The sequence below is a fragment of the Bradyrhizobium sp. AUGA SZCCT0177 genome (assembly GCF_018130125.1).
GTDB lineage: Bacteria > Pseudomonadota > Alphaproteobacteria > Rhizobiales > Xanthobacteraceae > Bradyrhizobium.
In genome coordinates this window covers 257,272-277,859 of the sequence record NZ_JAFCMA010000002.1, presented here as the reverse complement: position 1 = coordinate 277,859, position 20,588 = coordinate 257,272, and the positions used below count along the sequence as shown (strand labels likewise).

Annotated in this window: 14 protein-coding genes and 1 tRNA gene; 5 read left to right on the top strand and 10 right to left on the bottom strand. The window is 62.1% G+C overall.

Annotated features, from left to right (window positions below):
• Nucleotides 1–206: 206 nt before the first annotated feature.
• Both JQ597_RS03690 and glmU read right to left on the bottom strand, forming a co-directional pair.
• Nucleotides 207–1,403, bottom strand: a complete 1,197-nt coding sequence (locus tag JQ597_RS03690; RefSeq protein ID WP_212262878.1) for an MFS transporter — start codon at nucleotides 1,401–1,403, stop codon at nucleotides 207–209.
• Nucleotides 1,404–2,225: 822 nt separating this feature from the next.
• Entirely contained in the window at nucleotides 2,226–3,584 is a 1,359-nt protein-coding gene (gene glmU, locus JQ597_RS03685; protein WP_212262877.1) for a bifunctional UDP-N-acetylglucosamine diphosphorylase/glucosamine-1-phosphate N-acetyltransferase GlmU, read from the bottom strand.
• Between the two features lie 167 nt (nucleotides 3,585–3,751).
• Between glmU and JQ597_RS03680 the strand changes: the two genes are divergently transcribed.
• Together JQ597_RS03680 and JQ597_RS03675 are read left to right on the top strand one after the other, a co-directional pair.
• Complete coding sequence (locus JQ597_RS03680; protein WP_212262876.1) at nucleotides 3,752–5,146, top strand: hypothetical protein; 1,395 nt, start codon at nucleotides 3,752–3,754, stop codon at nucleotides 5,144–5,146.
• Between the two features lie 141 nt (nucleotides 5,147–5,287).
• Nucleotides 5,288–5,668, top strand: coding sequence for a hypothetical protein (locus JQ597_RS03675; protein ID WP_212262875.1), 381 nt, complete (start codon nucleotides 5,288–5,290; stop codon nucleotides 5,666–5,668).
• Here JQ597_RS03675 and JQ597_RS03670 read toward each other — a convergent pair.
• Entirely contained in the window at nucleotides 5,628–7,253 is a 1,626-nt protein-coding gene (locus tag JQ597_RS03670) for a glycoside hydrolase family 17 protein (protein WP_212262874.1), read from the bottom strand. The genes JQ597_RS03675 and JQ597_RS03670 overlap by 41 nt on opposite strands.
• A gap of 343 nt (nucleotides 7,254–7,596) precedes the next feature.
• Here JQ597_RS03670 and JQ597_RS03665 point away from each other — a divergent pair, with 343 nt between their 5' ends.
• From JQ597_RS03665 to JQ597_RS03655, 3 genes are all read left to right on the top strand, one after another.
• Entirely contained in the window at nucleotides 7,597–8,169 is a 573-nt protein-coding gene (locus JQ597_RS03665) for a beta-1-3, beta-1-6-glucan biosynthesis protein (RefSeq protein WP_212262873.1), read from the top strand.
• Between the two features lie 189 nt (nucleotides 8,170–8,358).
• Nucleotides 8,359–11,175, top strand: coding sequence for a glycosyltransferase (locus JQ597_RS03660; RefSeq protein WP_212262872.1), 2,817 nt, complete (start codon nucleotides 8,359–8,361; stop codon nucleotides 11,173–11,175).
• 148 nt (nucleotides 11,176–11,323) lie between these two features.
• Nucleotides 11,324–11,399, top strand: a tRNA-Lys gene (locus JQ597_RS03655).
• A gap of 213 nt (nucleotides 11,400–11,612) precedes the next feature.
• Here JQ597_RS03655 and JQ597_RS03650 read toward each other — a convergent pair.
• From JQ597_RS03650 to JQ597_RS03620, 7 genes are all read right to left on the bottom strand, one after another.
• Complete coding sequence (locus tag JQ597_RS03650; RefSeq protein WP_212262871.1) at nucleotides 11,613–12,503, bottom strand: formate/nitrite transporter family protein; 891 nt, start codon at nucleotides 12,501–12,503, stop codon at nucleotides 11,613–11,615.
• Between the two features lie 107 nt (nucleotides 12,504–12,610).
• Entirely contained in the window at nucleotides 12,611–14,209 is a 1,599-nt protein-coding gene (locus JQ597_RS03645) for an aspartate:alanine exchanger family transporter (RefSeq protein ID WP_212262870.1), read from the bottom strand.
• Between the two features lie 25 nt (nucleotides 14,210–14,234).
• Complete coding sequence (gene pflA, locus JQ597_RS03640; protein WP_212262869.1) at nucleotides 14,235–15,062, bottom strand: pyruvate formate-lyase-activating protein; 828 nt, start codon at nucleotides 15,060–15,062, stop codon at nucleotides 14,235–14,237.
• Nucleotides 15,063–15,075: 13 nt separating this feature from the next.
• Nucleotides 15,076–17,346, bottom strand: a complete 2,271-nt coding sequence (gene pflB / locus JQ597_RS03635; protein ID WP_212262868.1) for a formate C-acetyltransferase — start codon at nucleotides 17,344–17,346, stop codon at nucleotides 15,076–15,078.
• Nucleotides 17,347–17,515: 169 nt separating this feature from the next.
• Nucleotides 17,516–17,980, bottom strand: coding sequence for a lipid-binding SYLF domain-containing protein (locus tag JQ597_RS03630; protein WP_249133097.1), 465 nt, complete (start codon nucleotides 17,978–17,980; stop codon nucleotides 17,516–17,518).
• A complete protein-coding gene (locus JQ597_RS03625) occupies nucleotides 17,964–18,896 on the bottom strand; it encodes a DUF2950 domain-containing protein (protein WP_212262867.1) in 933 nt (310 codons plus the stop codon). The genes JQ597_RS03630 and JQ597_RS03625 overlap by 17 nt, the downstream gene beginning before the upstream one ends.
• Nucleotides 18,893–20,554, bottom strand: coding sequence for a DUF3300 domain-containing protein (locus JQ597_RS03620; RefSeq protein ID WP_212262866.1), 1,662 nt, complete (start codon nucleotides 20,552–20,554; stop codon nucleotides 18,893–18,895). Before JQ597_RS03620 ends, JQ597_RS03625 begins: the two co-directional genes overlap by 4 nt.
• Nucleotides 20,555–20,588 lie beyond the last annotated feature (34 nt).

The window sequence follows — 20,588 nt, the reverse complement described above, 5'->3', positions numbered from 1 at the left end:
GCGCACAGGCGGATTAGCGTCAGCGTAATCCGCCGTCCGAACCGAAGACAACGGGCGGGTTACGCCTTCGGCTCAATCCGCCCTACGGCCCCCAATGGCCGCTGTCGCAGCGTGAATGGTTGAACAGGTCCAAGTTGAGGCATACCCGTTCGGCGAGCCATCGGCATCTCCGCTAGGGGGCATTGCGCTTCGTTCATCCCCTCAACCTAGCGCTGCTCCAGACTCCGCTTCTCCGCCGGCGTGACTGCAAAGATGGCTCCGATGGCGACGAGAACGACGGATGCCGAGATAATGGCGACGGCCGGACTGGTGAGGTCAGCGAGCAGGCCTAACCCGGGCGGCCCAAGAACATAGCCCGCGTCCGCCGTCATCCGATAGGCGCTCATCGCCGAAGCGTTCATGGCTGGAGCTGAATCGGCGGCGTAGGCTGCCGGCGCGGAGCTGCTGATGGAGGTTGAAACACTCCAGACGACGGAAGCCGCGATAAACCACGCGTACGAAGGCGCATAGCAGAACAGCACCATCGACAATCCCGTCAGCACGGTTGACGGGACAATGACCGCCTTGCGGCCGACGAGGTCGGCGAGCGCCCCGGCTGGATAGGCGGCGGCAAAGCCGCATACGCCGGACACCATCATGGCAAAGCCGATCTCGGCGACCGAAAGGCCCAGCGTGGCTGTCGCAAGCAGCGGGATGAGTGCAAACAACCCGCCCGTGCGAACGACCGCGTTCATCAGCGAAATCAGGCTGACCAGCAGAAAGCCCCGATGAGACAACAGCCGCAGCATCTGCAGGACGAAGGGGATCTCAGCTGCCTTGCCGGAGGCTGTCGCGCTCGTTCTGGTGGACCGGGTCTCGCTGACCAGAAACCACGCAATCGCCGTCGTCAGAACACTCGCCACGCCCGTCATCCAGAATGGCGCGGCCAGGCCGTAGGCGCCAGCGAGCAATCCACCGGGGAAAGGGCCGATGCCGAAACCAAAGAGAAACGCAGCCTGATACGTCGCGATGTTTCGTCCGCGCCGGTCGGGCGAACTAATGTCGGCGAGGACGATCTGGCCAACCGTCAGAATGATGCCCGCGCCGGCACCTGCAACAATTCGCGCCAGGTTGAATTCCACGAAACTATGCGCGCCGGCGCACCAGAAACTTCCGACCGCCGAAATGATGCCGCCGATGGCGAGCACGGGCCGCCGGCCCCAGCGGTCAGCAAATTGTCCTCCCGGCAACACTGCCAAAAACCGCGCGAGACCATAGACGGCGACGGCAATGCCGATGGCTGAAGCCGAGACACCGAATGAGTTCGCATACAGCGGCAGTGACGGCACCATCGCGCCGAAGCCAAGCTGGTTCACGCCAACGAGAAGGCACATCCAAAGCAGGACCCGACGCTCGCTTGTCAAGCTTCTGCATCCGATCGCTGGGGCGTTGGCTCGGGGGTTACCATCGCAAACAAGAGTAGCTGCTGTGACGGCTCGCATCAATCTGGCAAGTTCCTGCAGCTGTATGCCTGAGTGGGGATCACCAGCTTCTCCTGACGGGAGCGGCAAGTATCTGCTGATATTCAGCGCGTAGCGCAAATGGTTTCCGATTTACGGAAATTATGCTTGACAACTTCGCCAAATCAGAATATATCGGTTTCGTCTCATCCCTTCACGAGGGGCGTATCGCGATCGTCACGGACGTGGGGTGGGCTGCGGTGGACGCCGATGTTGCGCTTGACGGGCGCAGCGGAGGCGTACGGCGAAAGCGTGTGGTCCTGGCGCCCGTAACGGCGTCAAGTCTTGCGGAGCGATCTGCGAGGCGACGGTGGCAATAGAGGCCGTCTCACCGGGGAGAGCGCGTTATAAGCCGTAAAGCCATTGCGCAGGGAATGTCGGATGTTCTCCACTGCCCTGTATGCTCATGTGCAGCTTTCTTAGCACAATCGCACATGAGACCGCGGGTGCAGCGCGCATCCGGCATTCCCTGCGCCCTCTGCTATCGGGGGCGGGAAGTTCACGAGCAAAACTCGGGCGCATCGCGCCGCGAGAATGCGAACGCACATTCTTGTCGTCCCGGACAAGCGAAGCGCGATCCGGGACCCATAACCACAGGGAAAAGTTTTGCGAAAGGTCTCTGCTACCGAGACTTCACCGAGAGATCACGCGGTATGGGTCCCGGCGTTCGCCGGGACGACCAGGACGAGATGTCGTCGTTCGACGACCTCTAGCACGCAAGCGCCCTCAACCTTCCTTCTTCGCCTTCGCCCGCAGCTTCATCTCGCGGTAGCGTGCCGCGCCGCCGTCGCGGTTGTTCTGCGGACTGCGCTCGACGGCCAGCGCATCGTCGGGCACGTCCTTGGTGATGACGGAGCCCGAACCGATATAGGCGCCTTTGCCGATTTTCACCGGCGCCACCAGCGACGAATTGGTGCCGATGAAAGCGCCCTCGCCGATCGTGGTCTTGTGCTTGAAAAAGCCGTCATAGTTGCAGGTGATGGTGCCGGCGCCGATGTTGGAATTGGCGCCGACATGGGCGTCGCCGATATAGGAGAGATGGTTGATCTTGACGCCGGCTTCCAAATGAGCGGCCTTGGTCTCGACGAAATTGCCGATCCGCGCGCCGTCGCCGAGCGAGGTGCCGGGCCGCAGCCGCGCATACGGGCCGACCGACGCCTTCTTGCCGATCGAGGCCTGCACGATGTGCGAGAACGAATGGATCACCGCGCCGTCGGCGATGGTGACGCCGGGGCCGATCACCACGAACGGCTCGATGGTGACGTCGTTGCCGAAGGTGGTGTCGGCGGCAAGATGCACCGTTTCCGGCGCGATCAGCGTCACGCCGGCGTCGAGCGCTGCCTTGCGCAGCCGCGCCTGCATCACAGATTCGGCCTCGGCGAGCTGCGCCTTGGTGTTGATTCCGCGCACTTCATCCTCGCTGGTTTCAATCACGACGGCCTCCAATCCCATGTCCCTGACGAGTGTGACGGCATCGACGAGATAATACTCGCCCTTGCTGTTGGCATTGCCGATCCGCTCGAGGATCGAGAGCGCCTTCTTGCCGTCGAACGCCATCACCCCGGCATTGCACAGCGTGACCTTGCGCTCCTCGGCGCTGGCATCCGCATGCTCGCGGATCGCCACCAGGTGATCGCCTTCGATCAGCAAGCGACCGTAACCGGTGGGGTCGGCGGCGTGAAAACCGAGCACGGTGAGGGCTGCGCCCTTCTCCAGCGGCGCGCGCATTCGCGCAAACGTCTCGGCCGATATCAAAGGCGTATCGCCGAAGGCGACGATCAGGTCGTCGGCGCCGCGCGCCAGCGCCTCTCGGGCCGCCAGCACCGCATGCGCGGTGCCGAGGCGTTCGCGCTGGATGAAGGTCGCGGCATCGGGGCGTATCCGCGCAACCTCGTCGGCGACCGCCTTGTGATCGGGGCCGATCACGACGGCGAGCGAGGCGCCCGCGCCCTTCGGGGCGGCATCCAGCACATGCGCCAGCAGCGACTGGCCGGCCACCGGGTGCAGCACTTTCGGCAACGAGGACCGCATCCGCGTCCCCTCGCCGGCCGCGAGCACCACCGTCAGGCTGGATCGAGCAGTCATGCGAAGTCCTCAAATATCAAAAAATGCGCCGGCGCCGTCTTTAGGTGTTTTCGCTGTGAGTGGAAACCTGATTCGCCGTCCCGCAAAGTTCCGGATTCAAGATCATGGCAGAATTCCTGTTAATGTTTGCCCTGTGATTCGGCAGGCCTCGGGAGGGCCAAAGACGTTTGGCCAAGAATTCCGACCATCGCGCTGGCGGCCTCGAGACGGACAATACCGGCGGCGTGCTGAGCGGTTTGCTGGCCGAGGAAGAGGATCTCGACCGCCGCGCGCTGTGGCGGCTCGGATCGTGGGGTGTCGGTGCGGTGGCCGCGGTCGTCGTCGCCGTCATGGCCAACCAGACCCAGTTTGGATGGAAGCGCGACCAGATGGCCGCGGCCGATCTCGGCCAGCGAGCGCAGCAGATCCAGAATGTTGCCAATCAAACGGAACGCGAGGCGCGACGGCTCGCCGCGGCCATCGATACGCTCAACAGCGATCGCGACCGGCTCTACACCCGCGTCACCGGCCTGGAACGCGGGCTGGACTCCGTGACCGGGTCCATCGCCCGCCAGAATTCCGCCGCGACATCGCCGGCCCCGGCTACGCCCTCGATGCCCGCCGAGCCCCAAGCTTCCCAGAATCAGGCCGCGCAAAGTCCAGCTCCCGCCGTGGCGCCGGTGGCGACGCAGACGGCTGCGGCAGTGCCTGACAAATCCGTTGCCAATCCGATCCCCGCCGAACCGGGTCCGGCGGCGGTTTCATCCGTTGCCAAGGATCCGGCCAAAGAACCTGGCAAGGACCCCCCCAAAACCGAGCTGCCGAAGATCGAAGCAAAGACGACCGACCCGACAAGGTCTGAAGCCGCCAAACCTGAGGTGGTAAAGCCTGAAGCGGTAAAGTCCGATACTGCGAAAATCGATACCGTGAAGATCGAAGTTGCGAAGGCCGACGCTGCGACGCCGGCTACGCCGCTGGTCGCCTCACAATCCTTCATGGCGCCGCCCGATACGTCCGCCACCAAACTGATCGAACCCACCAGACCCCTGAGTCCGGTGACAGCGAGCCCGATCCCGGAAGTGATGGCGGCCGCGCCGGCCACGGACGCCGAGGCGGACGAGGAAACCGCCCCGAAGGTCCCGGTCCAACGGACCCAATTCGGGGTCGATCTCGGCACCGCCAATTCGGTCCCCGGCCTGCGCGCGCTGTGGCGCGGGCTGTTGAAATCAAGATCGAACGCGCCGCTCGCCGCGCTCCGCCCGATCATCGTGATCAAGGAAAGCACCAACGGGCTCGGCATGCAGCTTCGGCTGGTGGCCGGTCCCATCAACGACGCCGGAGCTGCCGCCCGGATCTGCGCCGTCCTCACCGAAAACAAGCGGAACTGCGAGACGGCGATCTTCGACGGCCAACGGCTGTCGCTGACCGGTGACAACCCCGCGCCTGCGCCGAGCGCAAAACCTTCGCCGCGCCGGCGGGGTGCGGTGGCGAAACGAGCGGCCGTCGTCGCGGAGGAGCCGCCAAAGCGACCGGAAACATCGACATCGGCGGTCTCGTCCTGGTTCGGCAAGAGAGGCCAATAGATATTTCATTGTAATACAATGGGTTGCGGTCAGACTCTGATCTGCTTGTGACACTCCTTAATGTCCTGCAATGACTTGTCCCGGCGGCCATTCCCGACCATATTCGCCCCGCCATCCATCCACGCTCGAGAAAATGCCGCTGTGAAAAAAATTCCGTTCCGGCTGACGCCCTATCAGGTGCAGTTCCTGTTGGTGGTCGGCTTCGTCACCGTCGGCTACGCGCTGTATCTGCGCTATCTCGCGGTCGAGTTCTCCACCGTCGCGCTGGCGTGCGACGCCGGCCTGCAGACGATGATCTGCAAGGCCCGTACGCTCGCCACCACCCTGTTCAAGAATTCGGTGTTCGGCATCGTCGCCCTGATCATCGCGGTGCTTCACGTGATGCGGCCGTCGATCGTGCTTTTGACCGGCGGCCTGATCGCAGCCGGGCTCGGGATCGTGCTCTATAACGTCGCGCTGTCGGGGATCGCGATCGGGCTGCTTATTTTGGGATTTGCACGGCCCGCGCCCGCCACAGCGTAAGCGCGAGCAGGAAGTAGATCGCGCAGGTCCACATCGCCTGCCAGTTCTGCGGGCCTTCGTTCAAGCCGATATAGAGCGTGGCCACCGCGAGCAGTCCGGCAAAGGCCGATTCGGCGATCGGGCGAGTGCCCTCTTTCGGCCGGTTGACCAGCATCAAGGCGGCGAACGGCACCACGGCCATGGTCAGCGACGCGAACGGAAAATCGCGATAACGCGGATCGAACGCAAAACCGAGCGCGGTCGCCGCGCCGATCAGCGTCGCGACCACCAGCGTCAGGCCGAGCAGCACGGACAGCACCGATCCGGTCCGGCCGTCGCGCGGACCGAGCAATTCGAGGAAGGTCGGCAGCGGCCGTCCTGACATCGCAGCGTTGGCGCACAGCATCGGTGAAGCAATCGCGGCCGCGAGCAGCGCCCCCCATTGCAGCCAGCCGCCGGTCCCGTAGCTCTCGTAGAACATCTTGTCGGCGGCGACGCCGAGCAGCATGCCGGAGATCGTCGCTGAGGTGCCGACCACAAGCCAGGCGGCCAGCCGCGGCTGCCAGGGTCGCCGCCGCAACGTCAGCCAGCCCGCGAAAAACACGAAAAAGCTCAGCGCCATGCCGCATCCCATCTGCAGCTTCCAGAACGGAAAATTGCTGATGGCCTCGCCTGGCGGATATTTCACCGCCCGCTGCGCCGCGTCGATCAGGCCCCAATAGCCGCCGACGGTGCCCTCGAGCTGGCGCTTCCAAGGCTGGTCGTAGGCCTCGATCAGATTGACGCGAAAGCCTTCGCGCTTGGCGAGATCGAGAATTTCGGAAACCACCCGCGCCTGGTTGGTGCGCGACGGCAGCGCGCCTTCGCGCATCCGCCCGGCGCTGGGCCAGCCGGTCTCGCCGATCAGGATTTCCTTGCCCGGAAAGGCGACCGCCATCCGCTTGCGGATCGAATCGACATGGGAGGCGGCAAACTTCGCGCGCACCGGAATGTCTTCCCAGTACGGCAGGATATGAATCGTGACGAAGTCGACCGCGTCGTAGATCTCACGGTTGCGCAGCCAGAACTCCCAGACATCGGCATAGGTGACGGGAACGGTGACCTGCGGCTTGACCCCGCGGATGTAGGCCGCCAGATCCGACGTCGTCATCTCGCCGCGCAGCAGCACCTCGTTGCCGATCACCAGAGCGGTGATGACGCCTGGATATTGCTTGGTCAGGCCGACCGCGATCGCGATCTGCGAAAGGTTCTTGATCCGGTTGCTGCTGAGCCAGACGCCCTGCATGACCTTGAGCCCGACCTTGGCGGCGAGTGCCGGAACCTGGTCGAGGCCGTTCTCGATCGAATAGGTGCGCACGCAGTCGGTGATCTTGGCGAGTTGCGCCAGATCCTGCGCAATCTGTTCCGCACTGATATGCGTGGTCGGAATCAGCGGTGTCTGCCCGTCGCGGAACGGCGCGTAGGAAACGCATTGCAATTTGGCGTTGGGATCGATCGGGGCGCGCACAAGCGTGATCGGGGTGGCCAACCACCACCACAAAGCTGCGATCATACCTAGCGATGTCAGGAGAAGCGCCAGCGGCGTACGAAGAGAAATCGGTTCCATCCTCCGGGCGGGGACCGTCGATTAGCCGGTCACCGGCGTTCTGCCAAGTCCAGGATAGACCTAATCCAAAGACCTGCCCCAAGTCTCCACCTAAAGTCTTCACCTAAGACTTCATCCAAGTCCTCTCGATCCAAGTCTTCCCGCCGACCTTCCTGCGGCGATTTTACCACGCCACGATAAAGTTGTGAGTTTGCTGGACAAAAACCGAAATAACGGTCATGGGAATCCGGCAGTGTCTCCGCCGCATTGGAGACCTATTTGGACGGCAACTAGCCAAGCCATCACGGGCCGCGGGAATTGCCTTTTTGGGAATTCAGTGGCCATGAAACAAGTCGGGGAATGTATGCGTCGCAGTGGGCCTGATCTCAAGAATGCGGTTTTGCGCCATCTCGCCGTTGCAGGCCTTGCCCTCCTGCTCGGCACAGGCGGGGTTTTCGCCCAGAGCGGCACCCCCGCCCCGGACCAGTCCGGCAAGCCCCCGGCGGCCAATCCGGCCGACCCGACCAAGGATAATCAGCGGAAAACCGATGAATTCGGTGAGGCTTCGCAGGTCATCAACGGCCCCGGCGGGAACCCGGAATGCGTCTGGCTCGGCCGGCGCGTAGTCCGCCTGATGTGGCGCGACGACCTTGATACGGCATTCCGGCATCTGGACCTCTATGACCGGTTCGGTTGCCCCGGCGGCCATGTCCAGGCGACGTTCCGCTGCCTGACCCGCTTCGGGGGACAGATCGACGACAAGGTGCCTAGGAGCCTCGACGACAGGGTTCACGCCTGCTGGATCAATCCGGCGGCCCAACCGCAGGCTGCGGTGGCGGCCAGCCCGGCCACGCCCCCGACCGCCGGCAACGCAGCTCCCACGCCAGCGGCAGCGCCCTCGCCGGCCCCCAGCGCCAGCCCGACGCCGGCGAAGTAACCGGCCGTAACTGCCGGGAACGATTCAAATTTTTCAGCGTTTGAATCGTCCGCGCCCTTAAAACGCCATGGCGTCATACCAGTTGTTAAATTGTGCGGCAGGATTATCCTCATGAAGCCGCGTTGTCGGTCGAACCTAGGGGACGGGTTCGCTTTCCCCTCATTTGGGCCCCGTATGGTTTAGCCGCCGATGCGCGTCGTCGTCGCCGTTCTGCTGTTTGTGACTGCAGCTCATGCTGCGTTGTGGGGTCTGTTCCAGGAAAAGCGGCCAGCGCCCGATTTCCGGGGCAATCTGCCGAGCCTCTCCTACACGCCGTTTGAGCCGGAGCACGTCGTCGTTGACGGCGACGCGGAGAAGATTCGCGCCGATATGAAAAAACTCTCGACGCTGACACGGGCGATTCGCCTGTACGCGTCGACCGAAGGCAACGAACTGGTGCCGGCAATTGCTGCTGAGTTCGGCCTCAAGGTTACGGTGGGCGCCTGGATCGACAAGGACAAGGACCGCAACAAGCGCGAGATCGAGGCGGTCATCAATCTCGCGCGGAAAAACAGCAACGTCATCGGGGTCGTCGTCGGCAACGAAACCATCTACCGGGGCGAGCAAGTCCCGATCGAGAACCTTGTGTCGCCAGCGGACCTGGACTCCGAAGGCGCACGCATCGTTCGCGAGGAAGCCCAGCGGCTTCAGGAAGCGGAAGCGCAGCCTGAAGACAAGCGGGCCGAAGCGGTGAAATGGATGACGGCGCAAAACAACGTCATTCGTTTGGGACGGCTGATCCAGCGGATCAAGAAATCCGTCAACGTTCCCGTGACGACAGGCGAGATCTGGAACATCTGGCGCGACTATCCGCAGTTGGCCAACTCCGCCGACTTCATCGGCGCGCACGTCCTTCCCTATTGGGAAAACTTCACCGACAAACAAGCGGTGGACCAGGCCGTCGCCATGTACCAACTGTTGCGCGACCAGTTCCCGGGAAAGCGTATCGTCATTGCCGAATTCGGCTGGCCGAGCGCAGGCTACAATCTGCGGAACGCCGAGCCCGGTCCGTTCGAGCAGGCGTCGGTGCTGCGCAATTTCGTGACCCGTGCCGACGCCATCGGCATGGACTACAACATCGTCGAGGCGATCGATAAGCCCTGGAAATTCAACGAAGGCGGTGTCGGACCTTATTGGGGCATCCTGGATGCTTCGCGCGAACCCAAATTCGCATGGACCGGCCCGATCGTGAATGTGAACTACTGGAAGCTGGCGCTCATCGCGCTGCTGGTCGGCATTCTGTTGTCGTTGCCGATCCTGCGCCTCGACCGGCCGACGGTCATGCAGACCGTCATGCTGTCGGCGGCCGCGAACGGCGTCGGCGCCTGGACAGCCACCGTGTTCGCCTATTGGGATACTCACTATTTCGTATTCGGCTCAGCCTTCGCGCTGACCTTGGGCCTGATCCTGCTGGTGCCGCTGGTGCTGATCGCGATGGCGCGGATCGAGGAGATCGCGGCGGTCGCCTTCGGCCGCGGCCCGCGCCGGCTGATCACCAAGAGCGCGCCGCTGGCGCCCGCCACCATCGGCGAGAACGTCACCTTCCCGAAGGTGTCGATCCACATTCCCGCCTATTTCGAGCCGGTCGAGATGCTGAAGCAGACGCTCGACGCGGTGGCCCGGCTCGACTATCCGAACTTCGAATGCGTCTGCATCATCAACAACACGCCCGACCCGGCATTCTGGCAGCCGATCCAGGATCATTGCCGTGCGCTCGGTGAACGCTTCAAGTTCATCAACGCCGAGAAGGTGCAGGGCTTCAAGGCCGGCGCGCTGCGCATCGCGATGGAGCGCACCGCGGCGGACGCCGAAATCATCGGCATCATCGACGCCGACTATGTCGTGCATCCGGACTGGCTGAAGGACCTCGTCCCTGTCTTCGCGGACCCCCGCGTCGGCCTGGTGCAGGCGCCGCAGGAGCACCGCGACGGCGACCTCTCGCTGATGCACTACATCATGAACGGCGAGTATGCCGGATTCTTCGACATCGGCATGGTCCAGCGCAACGAGTTCAACGCGATCATCGTGCACGGCACGATGTGCCTGATCCGCCGCTCCGCGATGGATATGGCTGGAGGCTGGTCCAGCGACACAATCTGCGAGGACACCGATCTCGGGCTGACCATCCAGCAACAGGGCTGGCTGACGCATTACACCAACGTCCGCTACGGCGAGGGCCTGCTCCCCGACACCTATGAAGCGTTCAAGAAGCAGCGCCACCGCTGGGCTTACGGCGGCTTCCAGATCGTCAAGAAGCACTGGCGGCGTTTCCTGCCCGGCGCGAGCCGGCTTAGCCCCGATCAACGCCGGGAATTTTCGCTCGGCTGGCTGAACTGGCTCGGCGCCGAGAGCCTTGGCGTGGTGGTTGCGATCCTCAACCTGATCTGGGTTCCGATCGTGGCGTTTGCCGACATCGCCATTCCCGACAAGATCCTGACGTTTCCGATCATCGCCTCCTTCGTCGTCTCGCTGGTGCATTTCATCGCGCTCTATCGCCTGCGCGTGAAGATCAAGGCCGGCCAGATGCTGGGCGCCATGATCGCGGCGATGAGCGTGCAGTGGACCGTGTCGCGCGCCGTCGCCCAGGGCCTGATAACGGAGCACCTCGCTTTTGCCCGCACCTCCAAGGGCGGCCTGTCGCGGATGTCGATCGAATTCCAGGCGTTCTGGGAGGCCGTGATCGGCGTGCTGCTTCTGATCGGCGCTGCCGTGCTGGTGGTCACGAACGGATCCAAGCAGGTGCACGAAATCTACGTGTTCGCTGGCGTGCTGGTGCTGCAAAGCCTGCCGTTCCTGTCCGCGGTCGCGATTGCGCTGTTGGAGAACTCCCGCACCAACTCGTTCGCCTTCTGGCGCAACAGCGCGGTGCGGACGGCGGAACTGATCGGGATCCGGCCGGTCCGGCTGCCGACGGTCGCGCGCCCCTCCCAGCCGGTCGCATCCGAGATTCGCCGGGAAGCCAATTAACGGACGGTGAATCCATCGGCGCAGCCCGCTTGAAGAAGCCGGACTAACCGCAAGCCGAACCTCAGGAATTTGGATCGCACAGCCCAACATTTTCTGGCGCCGGCGCTATTGACCCGCAGGGGTCCGCCCCCTACACAGCGCGTCGAGTGAGCGCGTAGCTCAGGCGGTAGAGCACGTGACTTTTAATCATGGGGTCGAGGGTTCGAGTCCCTCCGCGCTCACCATGCAAAATCAATAACTTAGACCGATTTTCTTCCTCTCATCACCCCTCTCGAAAATCGTCTGTGTGGGCACTGTGTGGGCAAATCAGTTGCCGCAATCTCCGAGTGAAGCGCGAGCAGAAAATCACGCTCGGGGAAATGCGATCGTCGGGCTCATCGTCTATTGCGGCGACTACAAACCCGTTCCGACGCGATAGACGATTCTTGGCAGCTACTTCATGAACCTTCGTTGCCATGAGTAGCATTGCGCTTGCCGCCCTTGCCGAAGGCTGCCCGATAGATCATCCAATACATTGCGCCGACGAGGCCGGCACCACCGACGATGTTGCCGAGCGTGACCGGCACCAGATTGTGAATGATGCCCGCCATTGTGATGACTGACGCGTCGAAATCAGGAGGGACATTGCCTGTTCGCGCCATCAACCAGGCCAAAGGCAGGAAATACATGTTGGCGACGCAGTGATCGAACCCAGCGGCGATGAAGGCGGAGACCGGAAATAGGAGCGCAACAATCTTGTCGGTAACCGACCGGCCGGCATACGCAAGCCACACCGCCAGGCAAACGAGCAGGTTACACAAAACTCCCTTGAAGAATAACGTCACGGCGTCGGGCTGGATCTTGGCGACAGCCGTATTCAATATCGACAGGCCGACGCGGCCTCCATTCATTTCGAGATGATGCGAAAGGAAGACCAGGACGACAAGTCCGAGCGCGCCGATCAGATTACCGAAATAGACGACGACCCAGTTGCGCAGCATTTCCTTCGTCGTCACATGTCCGCTCGCCCAAGCCATCACGATCAGATTGTTTCCCGTGAAGAGTTCGGCTCCGCCGACCAGAACGATGGCGAGCCCGAGCGAAAACGCCACTCCGCCCATCACACGCGCCGCGGCGAAGCTCAGCCCCGCATCGCTGACGATGACGGTATAGTAAAGCGCGCCTAGTCCGATGCTGCCCCCTGCGATTACCGCCAGCATAAATGAAGCCAGAAAGGGAAGGTTCGTCTTCTTGACTCCGACTTTTTCGACCGCCTCCTTGATCTCAGCCGGGCTGTACGCATTCAAATTGAAGATCGGTGGTTGCGGCGGGGATGCCCGATCAGCCATTCCGTGTCTCCCGTGCCTGCCCAGCGAGCGATCTTCACCAGGACCGTCGATCTGCGAGATCCTGTTCATGAATGAACCATGGCAAGGGCCCGGTTCTGATCAGTCACCTAGTCGGCGCTGCTGCCAACCATGAGGAGGCCCACAATCTGCGTGGCGATTACCTTCACTATCGTCATGGAAGGAAAGATCATGGCGTAGCCGATGTCGGGCCGCTCCGTGGGCGCCATTTTGGTCGAATAGACGAGAATCGCCGGATTCCCTGTCGCCCCGGATGCCACGCCCACTAGGTCGTCGTACGGGATCTTCAGAACGTAGTGGCCGACCAGCAGGACGATGAACACCGTCGTCAGAAGAACGGCAACCCCGATAAAGAGCATTGTGAACCCGGATTCCGCGACGGTTCGAACAAAGGGCTGCCCTGCGTTGACGCCGACGGTAGCAAGAAACATCGCAAGTCCGAAGTTTCGCAAGACGATGTTCGCTGGTAGCGGCATGGTCCAGAGCATTGGGCCAGTGCGCCGCAATTTGCCAAGGATGAGAGCGACGATCAGCGGTCCTCCTCCGATACCGAGCGTCACCACGCCTACTCCAGGAATCGGAATCGGAATGAGCCCAAGCAGGACACCCATGACCATTCCGAGCCCGAGCGAGACGTAGCTGAATTCGGCCGCCGCCTTCACCGTGTCGCCGAAGTAGCGCCGAATCTCCTCCTTGCGGTCCGGAGGCATCAGTATCCCGATCCGGTCGCCGAATTCGAGCATCAGGTCCGGCGCCGGCACGAGGTCCGCATCATAACGACGGACATGCAATAAATGGGTTGGATAGCCGGTCGGCATCGGGAGATCGGCAAGAGGTATTCCGACCACGCCGGCTTTGCCGACAAAGACTCTGATGTAGTCGAGATCAGCGCGGTCGCTGGCCAAGCGGCCGGGCTCCAGTTTTCCAAGCGTGGCGGCCGCCCTGGCAATTGCTTCATTCTCCTCCGCGACCACGAGAATGGCATCGCCCGCGGTCAAGACGGTATCGGCTGCAGGAACGAAGTTGTGTCCGCCCTTTCGAACCATCGTGACCCGCACACCGCCGAGCGCCGTCGTCAGTTCGTCGAGTCGCTTTCCGGCATGGCTTTCACCGATCGAAATTTCGCCCATGTGGAACCGCTGCGCCTTGGCCGGAAATTTCGGCTTTACGATCTGGGTCATAAAGTAAATGCACAGGATTGGACCGATGACCCCGAAGGGGTAGGCAATGGAATAGCCGATCGACGGATCCTTGTTCTTCATAACGTCGAGCGCAGCCTGGAGTGTGGCGGTGCTCGTCATTGATCCGGCATAGATGCCGAGCGTATGTCCGATCTTGATACCGAAAATGTGCCCGAGCCCAAGCGCAACGATCAAGCTGGCTATGCATCCGACAAGCGCCAGCAGATTGTACTTCTGCCCGACGCCGAACATGCCTTCGAAGAACTGCCTGCCGTAGAGGATCCCGATCCCATACAGGAACATGATCAGTCCTGTCAGCCCGATTGGTCCAATGATCTGGGCTTTGGGGGCGAACGCACCGATGGCAAGGCCCACGAAAAGAACGGCGCCGACGCCGAGAGAAAAACCCCCGATACTGATCTGACCGACCAGGTAGCCCAACCCGATCGCGAGAAACGCCGTCAGTATCGGCTGACTTCCGATGATCTCGCGAACAAGGTCCAACATGATGTCCGGTCTCCCCAGCCTGTCGTCAGCGCACCCGGCAGCCTGCCGCGCGGAATTGCCCGATCACCCGATCCACCAGCTCCCGGCCGGCCGTCGGAGTATCGAGAAGCTTGTAGTCGAGCCCCATCGCCTTCCACTTGAACGCGCCCATCTGGTGGAACGGCTGCACCTCGACCCATTCAACGTTCTTCATCGGCGCGACGAACCGGGCGATGCCCTCGACGTTGGCGGGATCGTCGGTCTCTCCGGGGACGAGCGTGAAGCGGATCCACGTCGGCTTCGACAGCGAAGCCAGCCGCTCGGCGAAGCGCAGCGTCGGCGCGAGATCGCGGCCCGTCACCCGTCGGTACGTCTCGGGATCCGAACTCTTGATGTCGAGCAGGACGAGGTCAATGTTCGACAGGTATTCTTCATCGACGCGATCGCCCAGAAATCCGGAGGTCTGGATGGCCGTGTGCAGGCCCATTGCTTTCGCGCCGGCGAATATCCGCCGCGTGAACGCCAACTGGACCATCGCCTCGCCGCCGGAAATGGTCAGGCCCCCGCCGAGCGAGCGAAGGGCGGGCGCGAAATCGCCCAGCCGACGGAGCACGTGATCGACCGAAACGTAGGTCCCGTCCTTCAGATGCCAGGTATCCGGATTGTGGCAGTACGTGCAGCGCAAGAGGCAGCCGGAGACGAACAGCACCACGCGCAGCCCCGGCCCGTCGTATCGGGACGAGGTTTCGTAGGAATGGCAATATCCGAACGCGCCCTTCTCGTCCTTGAACTGGCTTTCGTCGGGCGCGTCGGGTGAAATGCCTACCCGGAGGTCATGACGGCTTCCGGGTTCAAGTGTCTGCACCGTCGACATGGTGCACCTCGATTCAGATCTGGCCGTGGAAAGTGCGGCTGATCACATCTCGCTGCTGCTCCGGCGTCAGACGAACGAAGTTGACGGCGTAGCCCGAGACTCGAATGGTGAGCTGCGGGTACTTGTCCGGATTCTTCATGGCGTCCTCGAGCGTGTCCTTGTCGATCACGTTCAGGTTCATGTGGAACCCGCCACGATCGAAATAGACGTCGAACGCCTTGACGGCTTCATCGATCAACTGACTCTCGGACAGATGCGCCTTCTGTGGAGCGACGGAGACCGTGTAGCTGATGCCGTCCTGCGCGTCCTTGTAAGGAAGCTTGGCAACGGACAGGCAGGAGGCGAGCCAGCCATGGCTGTCCCGGCCGTGCATCGGATTTGCGCCCGGCCCGAACGGCTCGCCCTTGCGGCGGCCATCGGGGGTGTTTCCCGTAGCCTTGCCGTACACCACGTTCGAAGTGATGGTGAGCACGCTCTGTGTGTGCGTCGCGTTGCGGTAGGTGGGGTGCTTTCGTATCTTCCCCATGAAGCTGGTGACGATGTCCGACGCGATTTGATCGACGCGGTCATCGTTGTTGCCGAACTGCGGCGTCGCCTTGTTCCCCTCGTTCTGGTAGTCAACCACCAATCCTTTCTCATCGCGGGCGACGCGGATCTTTCCGTACTTGATCGCGCTGAGGCTGTCGGCCACCACCGAGAGGCCGGCGATGCCGAATGCCATGGTTCTGAGAATGTCGCGATCGTGAAGCGCCATCTCCAGGCGTTCGTAGAAGTACTTGTCGTGCATGTAGTGGATGCAGTTCATCGCGTGCACGTATGTGCGTGCCAGCCACTCCATGGTAGTATCGAACTTGGCCATCACGTCGTCGTAGTCGAGGAAGTCGCCCGCGACCGGCAGCGTTTCGGGGGCGACCTGCTCGCCTGAGACCTCGTCGCGGCCGCCATTGATCGCGTACAGCAGCGCCTTCGCCAGGTTTACGCGGGCGCCGAAAAACTGCATCTGCTTGCCCAGGCGCATCGCTGAAACGCAGCAGGCAATGCCGTAATCGTCACCCCAGAACGGACGCATCAGATCGTCGTTCTCGTACTGAAGGGATGACGTATCGCGGCTGACCTTGGCGCAATAGCGCTTGAATGTTGTGGGCATATGGCTGGACCAGAGAACCGTAATGTTCGGTTCGGGTGCTGGGCCAAGATTTGAAAGCGTGTGCAACATGCGATAGCTGCTCTTGGTCACCAGCGTGCGCCCGTCCAGATCCATACCGCCGACACACTCGGTCGCCCAATAGGGGTCTCCGCTGAATAGCGCGTCGTAGTCGGGCGTGCGCAGGAAACGAACGATACGGAGCTTCTGAACCAGCTGATCCCAGAGTTCCTGAGCTCTGCCTTCGTCGAGAACGCCCGCCTTCAGGTCCCGTTCGATGTAGATGTCCAGGAAGCTCGATATGCGTCCGATGGACATTGCCGCCCCATTGGCCTCCTTGATCGCCCCCAGATAGGCAAAGTAGGTCCATTGGAATGCTTCCTGGGCATTGTGGGCGGGCTTCGATATGTCGTGGCCGTATAGCTTCGCCATCGAAGCAAGGTCCTCGAGCGCGCGCATCTGGTCGGATAGTTCTTCGCGCAGCCGAATGATGTCATCGCTCGGCCACATGCCGTCGATCTGCTTACGCTCGGCACGCTTGGCCTCGAGAAGCCGATCGATCCCGTAAAGAGCTACCCGCCGGTAGTCCCCGATAATGCGGCCGCGGCCATAAGCATCCGGCAGGCCCGTGATAATCCCGGACCGTCGGCAATTCATGATCTCGGGCGTATAGGCGTCGAAGACGCCGTCGTTATGCGATTTTCGGTAGTTCGTGAAAGCCTTGTGGACAGCCGGGTCGGGCTCGAAGCCCGCGGCCTTGAGGCCCGCCTCGACCATCCGCAACCCACCGAAGGGAAAAATCGCCCGCTTGAAAGGCTGGTCGGTCTGAAGACCCACGACGATTTCGTTGTCACGATCGATATAGCCGGCCTTGTGGGCAAGCAATGTCGAGGGAGTTTGAGCATCTACCGCAAGCACTCCCTTTTTTCTTTCCTCGGTGAAATACGGCTGCAATTTCGCCCAAACGGCCTTGGTGCGCTGCGACGGTCCGGCGAGAAAAGCTTCGTCGCCTGTGTAGGGCGTCACGTTGCGGACGATGAAGTCGCGAACGTTGATGGAGCTGAGCCAGTCTCCAGGCCGAAAACCGTTCCAGCAATCTCCGGCATCAGCTTCCTTCCTCAGGGCTGCGCTTGCCTTCATGGTGCTTCTCCCACCGCTTAGACTGATTGGTTGGGCGCCCGCGATGTGCAGCGTCGCAATTCGGCGCGTGGCCTGACCATCGGAGCGCTGGCACCTCCACCTTTGATCTAGGTCAAGCAAATGAAAGATCGTAGCAAGAACGGGACTCCCCGACGGCGGCTGAGTGAACTCATTTCAGTGAAATCCTGACCTCGCTGAGGTTCGCGGCGAACTCCATCCCTGCCCGGGGTCCTTGCAGGGCGATCTTTACGCCCTTCTCATTCCCTAACTGAACGCCTCCGAATCCACCGACGAAGGTGCCCCCGCCACCGACGGAGCTATAGGTACCGGCGAAGTCGCTGACCTGCCTAATGCCCGAAGCCCATCCTTCCAACCGGCTGACCGATGCTCCAGCCGTTACACCCAGGCTGAGACCGGATACTCGGAACGGATAGTCGCGACCGCGGTACGTCAGGACGCCGCTGCCGCCACCGGCGCCCACCATCAAGCCCGCCTTGAGAAGCTTGACGCGAACATAGCCGGGCGCCTGCGCGAGCGATGTCGCCGGAAGAACAGCGGCGAAAAGCGCGACCACAGCGATCCGAACCAACCATGACATCGCTTCAGCTTTCCTGCGCTTAAGGAGCCGCCACATCCACCTTCTTCCAGGTCTGATCCGGGTCGAACAAGTAAACGCGCTTGGCGATGCTATCGGTACGTGTTCCGAGATCCTTCTGGTAGACGGTACCGGCATGATTGACCATGAAGGTCATGACGCCGGAATTTCCGTACTCGGCGGGGTATGCGATCAGCGCGAAGCCGCCGATCATTTTCCCCTTGACGACGTAGTTCAAAGCTCCACCCGGCGCGTTGGATCCCTGGCCCTTCAAAATTCGATAATAATAGCCGTGGTAGGGTGCCGCCTGCTCTCCGACCTTGTACCCTTCGGCAGAGGCCTGCGCCGCCAATTCGCCCAGCGGGCTCGGCTCGCGATCGTCGCGCCAGAACAGCCCATCCTTCTTGCCCGGGCTACTGACGATGTGTTGTGCGTAGACCCCTACCCCCTCGCCGGTGCGATCCTTTTCGGCATATTCGTTCTGCGCATCCACGTAAGCCAGCGAGGTTTGAATCGCGTCCAGTTCATTGCGTCCGATGCGACGATACAGAATTTCGATACGCCCCGCAGCCGGGTCGAACTCCCAGCCCGTCCTGTTGTTCACCAAGGGAATCGGGAATGGAAAATCGTCCGCGCCGAGGACGAGCGTAGCCTTCTTGTTTCCCTCGGCCTTGATGGAATGTTTGGCGTCATAGGCGGACAGGAACCGCTGGCGCATCTCAGCATCGGCAACGTCATCACCGGACTCGACAATGTCTTTCCCGTCTTTGCCGAGGACTTTGAGTATCGCGCTCCTCGTCCCGGTCTTGACTGCGGCAGCCAGCGCCGCCGCGGCATCCTCCGGCGAGGGATAGGCCTGCTGCGCCCGGGACACAGAAGTGGTCAACAGCGCCACTGCCACGATTGCAGCGATGCCCACCAAAGCCGCGCGACCGAGCGGTTTAAGCATGATCATGGCAAGACCTCCGCTGGAGTCGGAATCTTTGCGCCGCTACCAAGCCAGTCGGTGTAGGAGCGCAGTTTTAATCCCAGCTGTTCGTAGCGGACGCGGAGATAGCCGTCCGGACCGCGGGTCACGGCCTCTGGCGCCACGGTCTGCACTTCCTGCGCGATGACGCCGACATAGGGCTTGCTGCTGCCGAGATAGCTGAAGCGGTAATAGCCGAGACCATTAGCGAGATGACCGAGCAGGACGACATCATGCTTCAGTTCGATGTCGGAGCGCCTTCCGCCGCCGCCACCACCACGGAAGCCGCCGCCACCTCCGCCGCCGCGGAAGCCACCTCCTCCACCGGCAAATGCCGCACCGCCGCCGCCCCGCCCGGCGAAGCTCGGACCGCCGCCGTGCGGGCCCATGCTCGCCATACTTGCCCGGCCACGGGCCGATTGCGCCGCAGCAGCCCTGCCCGACGACACATTCATGGCCGAGCCGCGGCCACCGCCACCTCCACGATTGGCGGCCTTCGCGCGATCGCCGCCACCCTTGGCCGCCTTGGCACGATCTCCGCCGCCGGCTTTGGCACGATCCGCCGTGCTCGGCCGATTGCCGCCGCGATCCCCGACACGATCGCCACCACGGTCCCCCGCCCGGTCGCCGACGCGATCACCTGCCCGATCGCCAGCGCGATCGGCAGCGCCCGGCCGATCCTGCCCTGGACGAAGCACCTGCTGTCCGTCGCGGCCGCGGAAATCCATCCGATTGGAGGCGCCCGCCTTCAGGTTGTTGTTACCGAAGCGCTGCTGAACGTTCGCGTTGTTGTATCGCACGCCCTGGCGATGCGCCGGGTTGTGCTGCCAATTGTTCCCGATGTTGGTCGTCCTGTTGAAGTGGTTGACGTAGACGTTGCGGTTGCCCCAGTTGAATCCACCGCCCCAGTAATTGCCCCAGCGTCCGATCGCCCAGGCTGTACCGAAGGCGAGACCGGCCGCGATCACTCCGGCACCGATATAGGACGGGTACCCGAAGTAATAGGGTGGATATTCCGCATAAGGCCAGGCTCCATAAACGGTCGCCGGATCGTAGTACGGCACGTACATCGTATTGGGATCGGCCTGCTCGATGACGATCGCCTGCTTGTTTTCCTGGGTTTGAACGCTGACCTTCTGTTGCTTGGTGGTGACCAGCTTCTTGTTGTCATAGGCCTTGGAGCGGAGGCGCTGGATCGCGTCCATCACATCCGGCTGCTGCGCGAGCACGGCATCGCCGAGGTTCTTGGTCCAGTCGACCTTATCGCTCATCATCGAAATGACGTCTGCGGTGCTCGTGAGCGCCTTGACGCTATTGTCCCACGACTGCTTCTCGACCTCCTTCTTCAACGCATCGCCTTTCAAGGTTTTGTGTTCCTTGAGCCAACGATCGGCCTGCACCACCTCTAGCGGATAGGTCGACGCCGCCAGGACATTTGCCAGCAACTCGTCGGGATAGAGCGCAATCGGCGCAACCAGCGCCTCGAGCTCTTCGGGCTTCAGCAGTTCCGCACTCGGCGGCTGTTGGCTGGTCGGTTGCGCCGAACTACTCGGAGCAGGCGGATTGTCGGTCGTTTGAGCGGAGACGGCGACAGGATTCGCGATTAGCAACGCGAGTGCGATAAGGGTCTTGCCGCAGCGGAACATCACGCCCCTCCTTGGGCTCATCGCGGCAAGAATC